General features: G+C 71.8%; 14 protein-coding genes. 2 read left to right on the top strand and 12 right to left on the bottom strand.

The features are described 5' to 3' along the window. Positions 1 to 14 precede the first annotated feature (14 nt). Positions 15 to 1097: a Zn-dependent alcohol dehydrogenase gene (locus AC07AW_RS22865; protein WP_478817295.1), complete on the top strand. Its 1083-nt coding sequence runs from the start codon at positions 15 to 17 to the stop codon at positions 1095 to 1097. Positions 1098 to 1148: 51 nt separating this feature from the next. Here AC07AW_RS22865 and AC07AW_RS22860 read toward each other — a convergent pair whose 3' ends face one another. The 10 genes from AC07AW_RS22860 to AC07AW_RS22815 form a co-directional block, all read right to left on the bottom strand. Then, positions 1149 to 2075 carry a PDR/VanB family oxidoreductase gene (locus tag AC07AW_RS22860; RefSeq protein WP_478817294.1) on the bottom strand — a complete coding sequence of 309 codons (927 nt, stop codon included), beginning with the start codon at positions 2073 to 2075 and terminating at the stop codon, positions 1149 to 1151. A 4-nt stretch (positions 2076 to 2079) separates the two neighbouring features. Next, on the bottom strand, positions 2080 to 3531 hold the full coding sequence (locus AC07AW_RS22855) for a purine-cytosine permease family protein (RefSeq protein ID WP_478817293.1): 1452 nt from the start codon (positions 3529 to 3531) through the stop codon (positions 2080 to 2082). Continuing rightward, the gene (locus tag AC07AW_RS22850) at positions 3528 to 3839 is read right to left on the bottom strand and encodes a Rieske (2Fe-2S) protein (protein WP_478817292.1); all 312 of its coding nucleotides are present in this window, start codon (positions 3837 to 3839) and stop codon (positions 3528 to 3530) included. The genes AC07AW_RS22855 and AC07AW_RS22850 overlap by 4 nt, the downstream gene beginning before the upstream one ends. After that, positions 3836 to 4708 (bottom strand): iron-containing redox enzyme family protein, encoded by an 873-nt coding sequence (locus tag AC07AW_RS22845; protein ID WP_478817291.1) that lies wholly within the window; start codon positions 4706 to 4708, stop codon positions 3836 to 3838. The genes AC07AW_RS22850 and AC07AW_RS22845 overlap by 4 nt, the downstream gene beginning before the upstream one ends. Then, complete coding sequence (locus AC07AW_RS22840; protein WP_478817290.1) at positions 4705 to 5511, bottom strand: dihydrodipicolinate synthase family protein; 807 nt, start codon at positions 5509 to 5511, stop codon at positions 4705 to 4707. Before AC07AW_RS22840 ends, AC07AW_RS22845 begins: the two co-directional genes overlap by 4 nt. A 25-nt stretch (positions 5512 to 5536) precedes the next feature. Beyond that, on the bottom strand, positions 5537 to 6076 hold the full coding sequence (locus tag AC07AW_RS22835) for a DUF6190 family protein (protein WP_478817289.1): 540 nt from the start codon (positions 6074 to 6076) through the stop codon (positions 5537 to 5539). Beyond that, entirely contained in the window at positions 6066 to 7244 is a 1179-nt protein-coding gene (locus tag AC07AW_RS22830; protein ID WP_478817288.1) for an aminotransferase class I/II-fold pyridoxal phosphate-dependent enzyme, read from the bottom strand. Before AC07AW_RS22830 ends, AC07AW_RS22835 begins: the two co-directional genes overlap by 11 nt. 216 nt (positions 7245 to 7460) lie before the next feature. Then, positions 7461 to 8162 carry a DsbA family oxidoreductase gene (locus AC07AW_RS22825; protein ID WP_392154381.1) on the bottom strand — a complete coding sequence of 234 codons (702 nt, stop codon included), beginning with the start codon at positions 8160 to 8162 and terminating at the stop codon, positions 7461 to 7463. A 35-nt stretch (positions 8163 to 8197) separates the two neighbouring features. Continuing rightward, entirely contained in the window at positions 8198 to 8998 is an 801-nt protein-coding gene (locus AC07AW_RS22820) for an MBL fold metallo-hydrolase (RefSeq protein ID WP_478817287.1), read from the bottom strand. Between the two features lie 74 nt (positions 8999 to 9072). Then, the gene (locus tag AC07AW_RS22815) at positions 9073 to 10011 is read right to left on the bottom strand and encodes a DMT family transporter (RefSeq protein WP_478817286.1); all 939 of its coding nucleotides are present in this window, start codon (positions 10009 to 10011) and stop codon (positions 9073 to 9075) included. Positions 10012 to 10133: 122 nt separating this feature from the next. Here AC07AW_RS22815 and AC07AW_RS22810 point away from each other — a divergent pair, with 122 nt between their 5' ends. Further along, positions 10134 to 10802, top strand: a complete 669-nt coding sequence (locus AC07AW_RS22810; RefSeq protein ID WP_478817285.1) for a TetR/AcrR family transcriptional regulator — start codon at positions 10134 to 10136, stop codon at positions 10800 to 10802. Here AC07AW_RS22810 and AC07AW_RS22805 read toward each other — a convergent pair. Together AC07AW_RS22805 and AC07AW_RS22800 are read right to left on the bottom strand one after the other, a co-directional pair. Further along, positions 10785 to 11555, bottom strand: a complete 771-nt coding sequence (locus tag AC07AW_RS22805) for a TetR family transcriptional regulator (protein WP_478817284.1) — start codon at positions 11553 to 11555, stop codon at positions 10785 to 10787. The genes AC07AW_RS22810 and AC07AW_RS22805 overlap by 18 nt on opposite strands. A gap of 212 nt (positions 11556 to 11767) precedes the next feature. Next, entirely contained in the window at positions 11768 to 12682 is a 915-nt protein-coding gene (locus AC07AW_RS22800; protein WP_478817283.1) for a DMT family transporter, read from the bottom strand. Positions 12683 to 12844 lie beyond the last annotated feature (162 nt).

Here is a 12844-nt window from a genome sequence, read left to right as displayed (position 1 = left end):
AAGGAGCAACGAGAGTGATCCGCGCCGCCGTCCTGCCCGCCGTCGGCTCTCCGCTGGAGATCACCGGCATCGAACTCCCCGAGCCCGGACCCGGTCAGGTCCGGGTCCGGCTCGCCGCCGCCGGGGTCTGCCACTCCGACCTCTCCCTCTCGAACGGCACCATGCGCGTGCCGGTCCCGGCCGTCCTCGGCCACGAGGGCGCGGGCACCGTCGTCTCCGTCGGCGAGGGCGTCACCCATGTCGCCCCCGGCGACGGCGTCGTCCTCAACTGGGCGCCGTCCTGCGGCAGCTGCCACCCCTGCTCGCTCGGCGAGGTCTGGCTCTGCGCGAACGCCCTGACCGGCGCGGCGAACATCCACGCCCGCACCGAGGACGGCACCGAGCTCCACCCCGGCCTCAACGTCGCCGCCTTCGCCGAGGAGACGGTCGTCGCCGCGAACTGCGTCCTCCCCGTCCCCGACGGGGTGCCGCTCACCGACGCCGCCCTCCTCGGCTGCGCCGTCCTCACCGGCTGGGGCGCGGTCCACCACTCCGCCCGGGTCCGCGAGGGCGAGACCGTCGCCGTCTTCGGCGTCGGCGGGGTGGGCCTCGCCACGCTCCAGGCCGCGCGGATCGCGGGAGCGTCGACGATCGTCGCCGTGGACGTCTCCCCGGAGAAGGAGGCGCTCGCGAGGGCGGCGGGCGCCACCGAGTACGTCGTGGCCTCCGAGACCACGGCCAAGGACATCCGGAAGCTGACCGGTGGCCAGGGCGTCGACGTCGCCGTCGAGTGCGTCGGCCGCGCCGTCACCATCCGGACCGCCTGGGAATCCACCCGGCGCGGCGGCCGCACCACGGTCGTCGGCATCGGAGGCAAGGACCAGCAGGTCACCTTCAACGCCCTGGAACTCTTCCACTGGGGCCGCACCCTCGCGGGCTGCGTCTACGGCAACTCGAACCCGGCCGAGGACCTGCCGGTGCTGGCCGAACACATCCGGGCCGGCCGGCTGGACCTCGGCGCACTCGTCACCGAGCGGATCACCCTGGACGGCATCCCGGGCGCCTTCGAGAACATGCTCGCGGGCAAGGGCGGCCGCGCCCTGGTCGTCTTCGACTGACAGCGTGCGGAAGCCCGTACCGGCACAGCGGCCGGTACGGGCTTCCGCGGGTCAGAGATCCAGCACGAGACGGGGGCCGCACGACCGCCCCACGCAGATCATCATCGTCGTCCCCGAGGCCTTCTCGTCCTCGCCGAGGACGGTGTCGTGGTGCTCGGGCGTCCCGGCGAGCACCTTCGTCTCACAGGTGCCGCACCAGCCCTCCTCGCAGGAGTACGCCACCCCCGGCACCACCTCGCGCACGGTGTCGAGCAGGGTCCGGCCGGGCTCCACCCGCAGGGTCCGGCCGCTCCGCCGCAGCTCCACCTCGAAGCCGTCCTCGCCGACGGGCCTCTCCGCCGGCGCCGCCCCGAACCGCTCCGTGTGCAGCGGACCCTGCCACCGCTCCTCCACCGCCCGCAGCAGCCCCTCCGGGCCGCAGCAGTACACGGCCGTCCCGGCGGGCTGCCCGGCCAGGACGGCGTCCAGGTCGGGCAGCCCCTCCGTGTCCTGCGGGACGAGCGTGACCCCGGGGAGTACGGAGAGCTCCTCGCGGTACGCCATGGAGGCCAGGCTCCGGCCGCCGTACAGCAGCGACCACGTCCCCGGCGGCAGGGAGCGGACCATCGGCAGCAGTGGGGTGATGCCGATGCCGCCCGCGACGAAGAGGTACCGCTCGGCGGGCAGAAGCGGGAAGCGGTTGAACGGGCCCCGCACCCCGAGGAGCGTGCCCTCCCCGACGGCGGTGTGGAGCTCCTCGGAGCCTCCCCGGCCGGCCGGTTCGCGCAGCACCCCGATCCGGTACGTGCTCCGCTCCGCCGGGTCGCCGCAGAGCGAGTAGTGCCGGACCGTCCCGGACGGCAGCGTCACCTCAAGGTGCGCACCGGGCTCCCAGGGCGCGAGTGCGGCGCCCGCGGGATCCGCCAGGAGCAGCCCCCGTACGCCTTCCGCCTCCTCGACGACCGACCGGACAGTCAGCCGGCCCGTTGGCATCGACATGGCATCACCTCGCAGTTCGTGACGGCGGAAGCAGCGGCTCCGGCCACACCCGGCACAGCGCCCCGTACAGCACGGCGGCGACCACGAAGGAGGCCGGCAGACTCAGGTCCACCCCGCCCGTGAGGCCGGTCAACGGGCCGGTGTACAGGGGGTTGTTGACCCACAGCACGCCCACGAACGAGCCCGCCGCGAAGGCCGTGACGGCCCTCGGGTTGACCCCGCCCTTGTACCAGTACCGTCCGCCGCCGCCCGTGGCGAACGCGCGCAGTGCCTCCGCGTCGTACCGGCCCCGGTGGAGCACGTACCCGACGGAGAGCACGGCCGCCCACGGGGCCACGACCGTGAGCAGCAGCGTCACGAACGCCGACATCGCGTCCATGGCGTCGTACACCACCGCCCCCAGGTACAGCACGGCCGCCGCGAGCAGCGCGACGACGGTGGTCACGGCCGCCCGCGAGGAGCGCCAGAACACCGAGTTGGCGGAGAGCCCGGCCGCGTACAGACAGAGCCCGGCCTGCGGCAGGGTGCCCGCGAAGCCGAACACGACCACCGCCACCGCGAACCAGCCCGGCACCGCGTCCGTCAGGCCCTGCAGCCAGGGCTCGTCGGGCACGGGGAACAGCGTCGTCACGTACGCGCCGGTGAGCAGTGCAGCGAGACTGCTGAGGAACATGGAGATCCCGCTGGCCCGGACCACCCGGCCGGTGGGGGTCGTGGCCGGCATGTAGCGGGTGTAGTCGCCCTGGAACGTGGCGTACGACAGCGGCACCGTGGCCGACGCGGTCGCCGCGAGGAGCCAGGTGTGCAGGGTGCTGTCGAGCGCCAGGGGCCCGCCCGCGTATCCCGCGTCGAACTTCGGCGCGAGCACGAGCGCGGTGCCGAGCAGGACCGCCCCGCCGGTGACCGCCGTGATCCGGTACGTGCGGACCAGCGTCTCGTGACCGCGCACGGCGACCAGGGCGACCGCCGCCGCCGTCACGAACATCGCGACGGTCAGCGCGCCCGGACCCGTCGGCGTGGACAGCAGCCGGTGCCCCGCGACCATCACGGCCGTGCCACCCGTCCACACCGCGATCGCGAAGAAGCCGAGCGCCGTCACCACCGTGATGAGGTTGCCGACGACCCTGCCCCGCACGCCGAAGTGCGCCCCGCTCGCCACCGGATCGTTGGTGCCGGTGCGGACCCCGAACCGGGCGAGCGGCGCGAGCAGCGCCGTGCCGACGGCGACGCCCGCCGCGATCGCGCTCGCCGACGCCCACCAGCCCAGACCGAAGACCACGGGCAGCGCGCCCAGCACCACCGTGCCGAACGAGAACTGCGCCGAGGGCCAGATCCAGCCGAAGTCGCCCGGCGTCGAGGTGCGCTCCGCGTCGGGCACCGGCGCGATGCCGTCGTGGTCGACCGCCGCACGGGGCGGCGTCACGGTGGACGCCGCCCCGGTCGGTGTGGTGGTCATGAGGCGCCCCCGGCGAGGTCCTCGGGACCGTCCTGGCCGGGCAGCACGTCGACCACCCGGAGAGCGGCGCAGGCCGCCCCCGAGGTGCGCTCGCCGCTGGTCAGGTCGAAGGTCGTGTGGTGCAGGGGGCAGGTGATCCGCAGCCTGTCCCCGTCGACCCTGCCGTACTTGAGCCGGCCCCCGCGGTGGGGGCAGACGGCGGCCGCGAGGACCTTGCGGCCGCCGACCTCGACCAGCACCAGGTCGTCGGTCACCTGGCGGACGGTGGGCTCGCCGGAGCCCCGCCGCCCGGCGGGCACGGCCGTCATGCGACGGTCTCCCGCGCCCGTGCGATCGCCGTCTCCGTGGCCTCGCCGACGATGTCGGAGGCCAGCCGCACGCCCGCCCAGATCTTCGCGAAGTCCGGCTCGTCGAGCGCGCGGATCGCCGTCCGCATGTGGTTGCTGTGGTACGAGTCGATGTACAGGTGCTCGGTGTAGTAGGCGTCGTGGACGATCCCGAGCCGCCGCGCCGCGCGGGCGAAGCTCTGGAAGGCGTACAGGACGCTGGTCTCGAAGTAGGCGTACGCCCCCAGGAAGTACTGCGGGGACGGCGCCCGGCTCGCCAGCCAGTGGAACATGTTGACGTACGCGTAGCACTCCGGCGACGTGTCGTCGAGGTAGTCGTCGAGCTTCAGGCTCATGCCGAGCTCGGTGAGCAGGTCCCGGTAGAGCTGGGAGTGCGCCTTCTCCTCGTTGCCGCAGCCGAGTTCGTCGATGAGGACCCGGAAGACCGCCATCGCCGAGCGGTACGGAAGGCGGGGGACGACCGGGAGCAGCGACTCGGACTCGGTGAGCCCGTCGAGCGCGAACTCCCGCACGACCACCTTGAACTGGTCGAGCGTCGCGTGCTCGGCGAGGAAGGTCGCGCTCTCCGGGAGCGCGGCCTCCTCCTCGGCGAGGAACTCCTTGAGCGCCTGGAGCAGTTCGCCGGCGGAGCCGAACCGGGGCGCGGAGGCCTCGTAGGCGCGGGCCTTCGGCAGGATCCACCGCTCCTCGATCGAGGTCATCGAGCCGTAGTCGCCGAGGTTGGGCACCCGCCGGTAGAGGGTGTGGAGTTCGCGGTGGGCGGTCGCGGGCGGGGTCGCGAACGAGTGCGCGGGCGCCGGGGCGGTGGCGGGGGACGAGGGCGTGCTCATGCCGCCTTCGCCTCCTCGTGCGTGGTGGGGGAGCTGATCACACCACGCTCGTGCAGCTCCTTCTTGACCCACCGGTACCAGTCGTCCTTGAAGACGCCGTACTTCTCGCAGACGGTGTTGATCTCGGCCTGGCGGTCCGGGGTCGGGTCGACCAGCATCGCGTTGCACAGACCGGGTTCGAGGTTGGCCAGCGGGCCGATGAAGCCCTGGATGCCGCGGGCGTCGACGAGGAGGTTCTCCCAGCCCTCGAAGACCGGGATGCCGGTGCCGGCCTCGGCCATCCGGCGGGTGAAGGCGGCGTCGCCGCTCGACTCCTTGATGCCGACGATCCCGGGGATCTCCTTGCAGATCCGGATCAGGGTCTCGAACTCGATGCGATTGCCCGACAGCGCCTCCTCGTTGTAGAGGAAGATCGGGATGTCGAGGGCCGCGCGGATCGCCCGGTAGTGCTCGACGATCTGGTCCTGCGTCACGTCGGCGCCGAAGGGCGTGGTGACGACGACGGCGTCGGCGCCGATCTCGGCCGCCGTGCGGGCCCGGTCGACCACCGAGGCGGTGTCCGGGAGCTGGATCCCGGCGAGCACGGGGAGGCCGCCGGCGTGCTTGACCGTGTACGTGACGACGTCCTGCCACTGCCGGGCGTCGAGCTTCCAGCCCTCGCCGGAGGTCAGCGCCGGCATGAGGCCCGTGACCTCGGCCCGGATGTGGTCGAGGAGCCGGACGACGCTCTGCTCGTCGACGGTGCCGTGCTCGTCGAGGGGGGTGATCAGCGGGACGACGGTCCCGGAGTAGGTGTCAGGCATGAGTGGGGTGCCCTTCGCAAGGAGTTCAGAGGGTGTCGGAGTCGACCGTCAGCACCAGAGAGCGCTGGTAGAGGTCCTCCAGGTACGCGGGGAACGAGGGCTCCGCGCCGCCGCCGAGCGGCTGGACGGGCAGACCGTCGGCCGCCTTGAGGAGCCGGGGGCTCGCGGTGTGCAGCACGCCCCCGCGGCCGATGACCTGGGCGAGCAGCAGGCGCTCGTGCGCCGGCAGACCGTCGAGCGCGGGGTCGGTGAAGGCCCGCCGGACGTCGTCCTCGTCGTACGGGACCCGGTCGATGGCCAGGTCGGTGTGGAGGACGTCCATGAACGGGTAGTAGTCGTCCTGCACGCCCCGCTCGTAGCCCCACACCAGGTCGTCGCAGCGGCCGACCTGCTCCCAGTTCATGACGACCCGGCCGGCTTCCCCGGCGGCGAGACGTGCCGCGAAGAAGGCCTTGGCGGCGACGCGGACGGTGTCGTCCTTGCTGTGCATGCCCATGAAGAGGGTGGCGTCGATGAACACCGTGGGGGCGTGCTCGACGGCGTCGGGGGTGGCGTCAGCCGGCATAGCGCTCGAGCACCTTCCGCATCCGCTCCATCGCGCCGGCGAACACCTCGGGCTCGCGGGCCAGGGCCAGGCGGACGAAGCGCTCGCCCTTCTCCTTGGTGTTCCAGTAGAAGAAGGTGCCCGGCAGGACGTACACCTCCTCGTCGAAGAGGACGGCCTGGAGCTGGGTGGCGGTCAGGTGCTTCGGCTTGATGCGGAACCAGGCGACGCTGGTGCCGACGACCGGCTCCTGAAACTCCAGGATGGTGCCATCGAGGGCGGTGCGGGCGGCCTCGCCGTTGGTCTTGATGATGTCGCGGACGGAGGCGAAGCCGTCCTCGATGGAGTCCTCGATGTACTGCGTGACCATGTTGAGGACGAACGGCGAGACGTTCAGGAGGACGCTGGTGTGGAGGTTGTAGACCTCCTCCTGGATGTTCCGGCTGGCGGTGATCATGGCGCACTTGGCGTCCTGGATCGGCCAGGTCTTGCCGGTGTCCTCCATGACCATGTAGGTGACGCCGGACTCCTCCAGGAGCTTGTAGATGTCGACGCGGCCGATGCCCTCGTCGCACAGCGCGAAGGAGGCGAAGCAGAAGTCCATCACCAGGACCTTGTCGTGGTCCACGCAGTAGCGGACGACCTCGGCGAAGCCCTCCAGCTTCTCGGCGAGCAGGGTGAACCCGGTCGGGTTGTTGGGGTCGACCAGGTAGATCGCGTCCGCGTCGATCGCCTCGACCAGACGGTCGTAGATGGCGCCCTTGTCGTGCAGCACCGACTCGTCGACCGGCCCGAGCGGCACCTGCATGTTGCGCAGCAGGTCGACCAGGTTGTCGAAGCAGGGCTCCACCAGCTGCACGGACATCCCGCGCTGCTTGAGGAACATGCCGGCCACCATCGTGGAGACGCTGGCGGAGTACGAAAGGAGCGTGCGGTCCATCGCCCGGGCGGTGGGCTGCTGGTGCAGGCGGAAGAAGGCGTCGATGAACTGGCGCTCGAAGTGGGCCTGCTGCTTCGACTCGGACTCGTGCCAGAGCTCGGGAAGCCGCGAGACGATCCGCTCCTGCGAGGCGGACTGACGCTGGTGCGTGTGGGCGTCGGCCAGGTTGAACCGGGTCTTCAGGGCCTCGATCTCGTGCTGGGTGAGGTCGACGAAGGTGCTGACGTCTGCCTTGTCGGTCAACGACATGAAAACTCCCGCTGTCGATACGAAACTCGTCCGGAATTCCGGCGGCGCAAACGACTTTAGGAGGTTCGAGCGGCCTTGCGAATAACGGCCGGGTCACGCAATTAATAATCACCGCGATGTTCTGCGGAAGAAAAAAAGGAACGACGGCCAGGCATTCCTCGAATAGGAATGCCTGACCGTCGTTCGCGTTATTCGGCCGCCTCGGCGGCTTGTTTTCTATTCCGTGGCGGCCCGCAGCAGGATGTCTTCGTACACCTTCGGGTCGTCCGAGGCGATGACCGGCCAGCCGATGCCGTACGCACCCTCCCAGCCCACGTCGATGCCGGGGTTGGCGTGGTCGGAGCCGTCGGGCAGGAACAGGTGGGGGCTGCAGTTCACGCGGTCGCTCTTGGACAGGGCCGCCTGGTCGGCCAGGGACCGGCGGGCACGCCCGTCGTCCAGCGCCTCGGTGAGGGCGTCGACGTCGACGGCGCCCGTCTCCGCGGCCACGTCCAGGATCACCTTGCGGTGGCTGATGCAGCGCGACTCGGCCCAGAAGGCCCGGCGCAGGCCCAGGTCGAGCTGCTCCGAGGCGTTCAGGCTCTGCTCCTTCGCGGCGAGCACCGCCTCCAGGGCCGGCAGCGTCGTCGAGGGGTACAGCCAGTCCTTGGCCTGCCACAGCTGCCAGCCGGCGGCCGGCTCCAGGCTGGCCATCCGGGCGACCTCGCTGTCCGTGCCGGGGCGCGGGCTCGGGGCGTCGTTCAGCAGTTCCAGGGGGAAGGCGCGCAGGTCGAAGGAGACCTGCTCCTCCAGGCCGAGGCGGGCCCGGGTGGTGTGCAGCCGGTGGATGGCGATGTGCGCGAAGGAACACCAGATGTCGGAGAAGACGGTGACGACTCCGCGCGGCGGGGTCAGATCGGCGGTGGTCGGGTCGGACATGGTTCTCCTCGGTTCGGGTGCGGGCGGAGCGGCGCTCAGCCGGCGGTGGACTCGTGGGCGTCCAGCGCCGCCTCGAGGTCGAGGTCGGCGTCGGGCAGCCAGGCGGGGAGGGACGGGATGCGGGCCATCGCGTCGAAGAGGCGGGGTACGGCGGCCTCCTCGACGGTCGGTCCGTGGGCGCTGAGCAGCCGCGCGGGGCGCAGTGCGGCCAGTTCGTGCGCGGGGCGGAGGAACTTCGCCTCGTCGACCAGGGCGGTCCACGGGGCGATAGCACGGTTCAGTACGTCGAAGCCGTGGAAGAATTCCTCCTCGGAAAGGTCGGTGAAGTCCTGGCGAATTTCTTCGACGACGGTGCCGAAGCTGTCGGAGCTGTAGAGCGTTCCATCGGAATGGTCGAACACGGCGAGGGTGCCGGGTGAATCGAAGGTGGGCGGCCGGTGAAAACTCAGCTCGCGATCTCCGACTTTCACACGACTTCCCGGGTTCGCGGTTACTACCCGGTCCTGCGGAATGGTGAACTCTTCCGATATTCGCGTCACTGATATCGCGTTGGCGAGCACCTTCGCGTGCGGCGCCTCCGCCAGGATCCGGGCGAGGGCGCCGGTGTGGTCGCGGTCGTCGTGGGTGACGACGACCCAGCGCAGGTCGGCCGGGTCGATCAGCGACCAGAGGGAGTCCAGGAAGCCCTCCCGGTCGACGGGCATGCCGGTGTCCACGAGGAGCGGCTGTCCGGACCGTACGAGGAAGGCGTTCACCGGCTGGTCGCCGAGACCGGGGATGGGCAGGGCCGAGGGGAGGACGTGGATGTCCGGCCCGGCGGTGTAGGACGTCTTCATGAGCAGCCTTTCATGAGGCGCCGAGCGGGCCGGGGGTCCCCCGGGCGGGGGCCCGGGGGAGGCGCCGGCCTCGGTCAGACGAGCTGGATGGTCAGGGAGCCGGCGATCAGCAGGGCGAGGCCCAGGGCGCGCGGCTTGGTCAGGGAGCGCTGCGGGAGCTTGAACAGGCCCTTGTGGTCGATCAGCGCCGAGGTCAGCTGCTGCCCGGTCACGGTCAGGGCGATGGTCACGGCCGCGCCGATGGTGGGGATGAGCAGGAAGGTGCCGGTGACGTACGCGGCGGCGCAGGCGCCACCGAGCCAGCCCCACCAGGGCATCTTCTTCAGCGGGGCGATCTTGGGCTTCGGGGTCTTCCGGGTCGCGTAGAGCACGAGCAGGACGACGGCGATGGTGAAGGTCGCCACGGCGAAGCTGATCACGGCGACGGTGATGGGCTCCTTGAGCTGGGCGCGCAGCTGGGCGTTGACCGCGCCCTGCACCGGCAGCACGCCGCCGGCGACGATGCCGAGGGCGAGCCAGCCGATGCGGCCGGCGCTCGACATCTTGGGGGCGCCGGGAGGGGCCGCGGCCTTCATGCCCCGGATGATCACGACGATGCCCGCGAGGACGGCGAGGGCGCCGAGGACGATGCCGACGCTCAGCTCCTTCTGCTTCAGGCCGAGGAGGCCGAAGAGGTCGAGGGCGAGCGAGGAGAACATCTGGCCGGTGACGAAGAGTCCGACGGCGGCGAGGGCGCCGAGCCGTGGGAACAGCAGGATGCCGCTGGTGATGTAGAGCGGGCTGGCGAGTCCGCCGAGCAGCTGCCACCACTCCACGTCGGGCAGCTTGCCGAGCGCGCCGAGTGCGCCGGCCGCCACCGCGAGCACGACGAGCAGCGTGGTGGCGACGCCGAGCTGGATGGTCGAAGCGCCGTACGGGGTGCCGACGGCCGAGTTGAGCTGGAGGTTCACCGAGGCCTGGACGGCCAGGAGGCAGCCGACCAGCAGGGCCGCGGCGAGGAGCGCGGTGTGCATCTGGATCTCCCTGGGGCGGGATGGCGAGCGGATAAGTGGACACTGAGTCCGTTTAGCATGCCACGCAACATGGCAAACGGACAAGGTGTCCACTTAGCCCCGGGGGAAGTAAGGTCTGGTTCATGAGCGAGGAAGAGCAGCGAGGTCGGGGAGCCGCCTCCGTGCACCGGGTCGGCGGGCTCCTCGGTGATCTTCAGGCCGCGGACGAGCAGCCGGTCGCGCCGCGCAGACGTGCGGACGCGGAGCGCAACCGTGCCCAGATCCTGGCCGCGGCCGAGCGGCTCTTCGCCGAGCAGGACCCGCGGTCGGTCACGATGGACCGGATCGCCAAGGCCGCGGGCGTGGGCCGCGCCACGCTCTACCGGAGCTTCCCCGATCCGTCCTCGGTCGCCGTGGCGCTGCTCGACGAGCACGAGCGCCGGCTGCAGGGGCAGCTCATCTACGGACCGCCGCCGCTCGGCCCCGGTGCACCGGCGGGGGAGCGGCTCGCCGCGTTCTATCTGGCGATGCTCGATCTGCTGGAACGGCATCTGCCGCTGGCCCTGGGTGCGGAGACGGGCCCCGCGCGCTTCCGGACGGGCGCGTACGGCTTCTGGCGCGTCCACGTCCGGACGCTGCTGGTCGACCACGGGGTCGAGGACCCCGACCCCCTGATCGACATCGCGCTCAGTCCGCTGTCGCCGGAGCTCTTCCAGTTCCAGCGGCATCAACTCGGCCTGTCGGCCGAGCGCATCGGGCGTTCGCTGTCGGCCTTCGCCCGTCAGCTCCTCGAGTCAGGAGGCGGTCGCTGACCTCCCCTGCGAGGTCGCCTTCGACGCCTCCTGGGCCGCCTGGGCGGACGGGTGGACGAGCCCCGGCAGGATCAACTCCCAGATACGGCGCAGCCGTTCCTCGGCAGGATTGTGCAGAGCCGCCGGGTTGTGCGAGGCGGCCGGGTTGTGCGGCGCAGTCGCGTTGTGCGAGGCGGCCGTACTGTGCGGGGCAGCGCTCTCGGCGGGCCAGAGCTCGTCGGCCGGCGCGCTCGGGACGCGCATCTCCAGCTCCACCCCGGTGATCACATAACCGATCAGCGCCGCCACGGCCGTCGCGTCCACGCCCGGCCGCAGGGCCTTCTCCGCCACCGCGAACCGTGCGAGCCGGCCCACCTCGCGCCGCCAGGGGCAGTCCTGCCCGGGCCCGGGGTCCGTCGACTGCAGTTCGCGGGCCAGGCGTTCACCGGCGCGCGCCACCGGGTCGGTCTCGAAGAGCCGGATCAGCGCGTGGGTGGTGATGACCAGCTTGTCGATCGCGGTGCCGCCCACGCCCTCCGTGGATAAGCAGGCCGACTCGACGGTGATCCGGGTGACCGCCCGGGCCCGCCCGCGCACCGCGGTCGCCAGATCCGACTTGGTCGCGAAGTGGAAGACCAGGGCGCCGGTCGTCACACGGGCCTCGCCGGCGATCCGCGCCAGGGAGGCTCTCTCGTAGCCCACTCTGTCGAACACCCGCGCGGCCGAGGACAGGATCTCCTGCCTCGTGCGTTCCGCCCGCTGCTGAATCGCCATGAGCTCCCCCGTGAACTCGCGAGAAGGGCCGGAGCGTTGTCTTCCGGCCCGCGCTGTGACCGACTCGAAACTATCCGGCCGGGGAGCGGCGAAACGTGCCTTCTCGTCCGTCCGGCCGGAACTGGGGCTTGACGCGCGTCTTCCTCCCAGGTCGTGGGCGCCCACCCCGCAGGGGACGCCCGCGAACTGACCGGAACCGGGGGTATGCCCTGTCAGGTGGATTCAGCCGTTCCGGCGGTCACGGAAGCCCGCGCCCGGGAGCGGGATACGGCCACGCCCGCGAGGCACAGCGCGCCCCCGGCGAGCGTCAGCAGGCCCGGCAGTTCGCCCAGGAACACCCACGCGAGGATCACGACGAGGGCGGGCACGGCGTACGTCGTCGCGCCCATCCGGCCCGCGGTCGTACGGGCCAGGGCGTAGGCCCAGGTCGTGAACGCGAGCGCCGTCGGGAACACGCCCAGGTAGACCATGTTCAGGGTCGCCGACAGCGGTGCCCTGCCCGCCTCCTCGACCAGCCGTCCCGCGAACGGCAGACAGGCCGCGGCCCCCACCAGGCACCCGAAGGTCGTCACCTGGAGCGCGCTGCCGTGCGCGAGCGCCGGCTTCTGGGCGACGACCCCGCCCGCGTACGCCATCGCCGCGAGCAGGCAGAGGACCACCCCGAGCACGGAGGCGTGCCCGCCGGAGCCGCCGCCGGACATGGACAGGCCGACGGTCACCGCGCCCGCGAAGGAGACCGCCATGCCCGCGAGGAGCCGGGGCGGCAGCGACTCCTTGAGGAACCGCGCGCCGAGCAGGGCGATCAGGATCGGCCCTATGTTCACGACCATCGCGGCCGTGCCCGCGTCGACCTCCTGCTCGCCCCAGTTCAGGACCACCATGTACACCCCGAACCAGAGCAGCCCGGAGACCAGGATCCCCGGCCAGGCGGCCCGGGGCGGCAGCCCCTCGCGCCGCACCAGGAGCACGGCGCCGAGGACCAGCGACCCGGCGAGCAGCCGGCCGAGCGCGAGCGCGCCGGGGGAGTAGGCCGCCCCGGCGCTGCGGATGGAGACGAAGGCGGAGGCCCACAGGACGACGGTGACACCGGCGGCGGCGAGAGCGAGCCGGGAGGATTGCTTCTGCATGCCCCGACCGTAGGGTGCGGACCCTTCGGCGCTCACCGCAATATCGAGGAGCGGACCGCCCCGCGCCCGCACGGCCACGGACCTCACCGCCCCGCCCCGCGCCCCGGCCTGACCGCCCCGCCCCGCACGCGCCGCGGACCTCGCCGCCCCGCCCCGCACCGC

It is taken from the genome of Streptomyces sp. NPDC044003, assembly GCF_056435185.1.
Note: the sequence above shows the minus strand (reverse complement) of the source record. Positions and strands in the feature narration are given on the sequence as shown.

Bases quoted from the DNA above. Each gene is read 5' to 3' on its own strand.
- AC07AW_RS22815 (WP_478817286.1), bottom strand. From the start codon at position 10,011: ATGCACACCGCGCTCCTCGCCGCGGCCCTGCTGGTCGGCTGCCTCCTG.
- AC07AW_RS22825 (WP_392154381.1), bottom strand. From the start codon at position 8,162: ATGTCCGACCCGACCACCGCCGATCTGACCCCGCCGCGCGGAGTCGTC.
- AC07AW_RS22810 (WP_478817285.1), top strand. From the start codon at position 10,134: ATGAGCGAGGAAGAGCAGCGAGGTCGGGGAGCCGCCTCCGTGCACCGG.
- AC07AW_RS22820 (WP_478817287.1), bottom strand. From the start codon at position 8,998: ATGAAGACGTCCTACACCGCCGGGCCGGACATCCACGTCCTCCCCTCG.
- AC07AW_RS22850 (WP_478817292.1), bottom strand. From the start codon at position 3,839: ATGACGGCCGTGCCCGCCGGGCGGCGGGGCTCCGGCGAGCCCACCGTC.
- AC07AW_RS22800 (WP_478817283.1), bottom strand. From the start codon at position 12,682: ATGCAGAAGCAATCCTCCCGGCTCGCTCTCGCCGCCGCCGGTGTCACC.
- AC07AW_RS22845 (WP_478817291.1), bottom strand. From the start codon at position 4,708: ATGAGCACGCCCTCGTCCCCCGCCACCGCCCCGGCGCCCGCGCACTCG.
- AC07AW_RS22805 (WP_478817284.1), bottom strand. From the start codon at position 11,555: ATGGCGATTCAGCAGCGGGCGGAACGCACGAGGCAGGAGATCCTGTCC.
- AC07AW_RS22855 (WP_478817293.1), bottom strand. From the start codon at position 3,531: ATGACCACCACACCGACCGGGGCGGCGTCCACCGTGACGCCGCCCCGT.
- AC07AW_RS22830 (WP_478817288.1), bottom strand. From the start codon at position 7,244: ATGTCGTTGACCGACAAGGCAGACGTCAGCACCTTCGTCGACCTCACC.
- AC07AW_RS22860 (WP_478817294.1), bottom strand. From the start codon at position 2,075: ATGTCGATGCCAACGGGCCGGCTGACTGTCCGGTCGGTCGTCGAGGAG.
- AC07AW_RS22835 (WP_478817289.1), bottom strand. From the start codon at position 6,076: ATGCCGGCTGACGCCACCCCCGACGCCGTCGAGCACGCCCCCACGGTG.
- AC07AW_RS22840 (WP_478817290.1), bottom strand. From the start codon at position 5,511: ATGCCTGACACCTACTCCGGGACCGTCGTCCCGCTGATCACCCCCCTC.